The sequence below is a fragment of the Kamptonema sp. UHCC 0994 genome, assembly GCF_029167235.1.
GTDB lineage: Bacteria > Cyanobacteriota > Cyanobacteriia > Cyanobacteriales > Microcoleaceae > Kamptonema.
In genome coordinates this window covers 1-2,283 of sequence record NZ_JARFTR010000189.1, presented here as the reverse complement: position 1 = coordinate 2,283, position 2,283 = coordinate 1, and the positions used below count along the sequence as shown (strand labels likewise).

Genomic DNA, 2,283 nt, shown 5'->3' with positions numbered 1-2,283 from the left:
GGTGATTTTACCGCCCAGAGGGCGGCGTTACAGAAAGCAAGTTTCTAAATGATTAATGGCGATCGCGAACAGCTTTAAGAACCTCAACCACCGCTGTATGACCCTCAGATGAAGCCCAAACAAAGGCAGTCCAAGTATTATTATCCTTAGCTTTGATATCAGCTCCTTTGTCTAACAAAATCTGCACAACTTCCGCATGGCCGCTACCAGCAGCACTCATCAAAGCAGTTAAACCAAAATTAGTTTTGGCATTCACATCTGCACCTGCATCTAGCAGTGCTTTTACAATGTCAATCTGTCCAGCAGCAGCGGCCCCCATTAAAGCCGTCCAGCCATCGTTATCGCAGCCATTTATATCAACATCAGCAGCTAGTAGTTTTTGCACAATGTCAATATGTCCTGCCTCAGCAGCAGCAGTCAAAGCTGTCAACCCTTCTTCATCTTTCGCATTGACATTTACACGCTGCTCGATCAAAGCTTCTAAAGTAGAAACATCACCCGTTTTGGCGGCATTAATTAGGTCTGTCATTGGTTCCTTCCTCTGTGTTCTCTGTTTCTCTGCGGTTCATATTCTCTCTTAAAATCTCAACTAATATGGCAATAGATATTTTAATCCTCTCTAATGGCCCTGGAGAATTGACCACCTGGGTGCGTCCAGTTGTGCAAGCTTTGCGAGAACAGTTGGGATGCGATCGCACTCTCGTCCGCATTTCCGTTGTACTGTCCCCTTGTCCCAACGCCTCTGGATCTGAAGCTGCGATCGCGCTTTCCTACCCAGAAGTAGATAGAGTACAAGCAGCAGAGCATTTTTTCCCCTTCTTATTGTCGGGTAAAACAGCAGAAAACTGGGATTGGCGGGACAAAGGAGTGGTTTTATTTCTAGGCGGCGATCAATTTTTTACTGTAGTAATCGGCAAGCGTTTAAACTATCGCACTGTCGTCTATGCTGAATGGGAAGCGCGATGGCTGCATTGGATCGATCGCTTTGGCGTGATGAAACCAGATGCGATCGCCAGCATTCCTAAAAAATATGCAGATAAATGTACCATTGTTGGCGATTTAATGGCCGATTTAGGCAACGAAACCCCCCGTAACGCCGCCCTCCGGGCGGTTCCTCTACCGCCCGCAGGGCGGCGTGACGAAGCCAAGGCCGAATTAATAGGAATGTTACCTGGTTCAAAGGCTGCAAAATTGGCTTCCGGTATACCCTTAAGTATCGCGATCGCAGAACATATTCACCGTCTTCGTCCTCAGACTCGCTTCGTAATTCCAGTTGCCCCCACTCTCGATTTACACACTTTAGCAAGTTTTGCAGACCCTAAAAAAAATAAAGTTTTATCCCTATTTGGTAACATCAGTGCTGAACTACATTTAGCAGAATTTCCATTTTTACTGACAACAAATGGAGTCCGATTAGAACTTTATACCCAGTTTCCCGCATATAACTTATTATCTAAATGTAGCCTTTGCTTAACAACTGTTGGAGCCAATACTGCTGAATTAGGTTCTTTAGCAATACCCATGATTGTTTTGCTACCAATGCAACAAATGGATGCGATGAAAACTTGGAATGGCATACCGGGATTACTCGCAAATTTACCATTATTTGGTTCTGTCTTTGCTACTGTAATTAACTGGTTAGCATTCCAAATGAGACAAGGAAAATTGTTTGCATGGCCGAATATTTGGGCACAGGAAGAAATAGTGCCAGAATTAATCGGTAAACTGGAACCGCAAGCCTTAGCAGAATTAGTAATCGACTACTTAAATCATCCTGAAAAGTTAGAAGAAATGCGGGAACGTTTGCGGGCAGTTCGAGGAGAATCAGGTGCAGCCAACAAACTAGCTAAACTGGTGTGTGAAGAACTTTTATTGTTGTCCAAAGAAGGAGTAAATTAAGTAAAAGCAGCCGCCACTGATTAAAGCTGTCAATATAGCACCAATAATTACCCCTTTCATTTCTCCCCATTTTTGCTGGCGTTTTAGGTTAATAACAGTTGGGACAATATATAAAAGTTGAGATAATCCTATGCCGAATATTCCATAAGCAAATAAAGGTAGAAAATAGCTGAGCGCGGAAATAGAAGAGGCTATAGAGATTAGAACGACGCATAGTAAAACAAAGGCTATATTCATAAAAAATGCCGATCCAATCCCTACCAAAACATCTCTCCATTCAGGTCTTTCTGACATAATTTATATTTCTCCTATTCGCAATTTATTGTTTTGAAGACTTACGTAACGCCGCCCTCTGGGCGGTAACAAACCGCCCAGAGGGCGGCG

General features: G+C 43.5%; 3 protein-coding genes. 1 reads left to right on the top strand and 2 read right to left on the bottom strand.

What is annotated here, in order from left to right:
• Window positions 1-52 precede the first annotated feature (52 nt).
• The gene (locus PY364_RS17050; protein WP_275524273.1) at window positions 53-529 is read right to left on the bottom strand and encodes an ankyrin repeat domain-containing protein; all 477 of its coding nucleotides are present in this window, start codon (window positions 527-529) and stop codon (window positions 53-55) included.
• A gap of 65 nt (window positions 530-594) precedes the next feature.
• Here PY364_RS17050 and PY364_RS17045 point away from each other — a divergent pair, with 65 nt between their 5' ends.
• Window positions 595-1,899 carry a lipid-A-disaccharide synthase gene (locus PY364_RS17045; protein WP_275524271.1) on the top strand — a complete coding sequence of 435 codons (1,305 nt, stop codon included), beginning with the start codon at window positions 595-597 and terminating at the stop codon, window positions 1,897-1,899.
• Here the strand turns inward: PY364_RS17045 and PY364_RS17040 are convergent.
• The gene (locus tag PY364_RS17040) at window positions 1,870-2,193 is read right to left on the bottom strand and encodes a hypothetical protein (protein ID WP_275524269.1); all 324 of its coding nucleotides are present in this window, start codon (window positions 2,191-2,193) and stop codon (window positions 1,870-1,872) included. The genes PY364_RS17045 and PY364_RS17040 overlap by 30 nt on opposite strands.
• Between the last annotated feature and the right edge of the window lie 90 nt (window positions 2,194-2,283).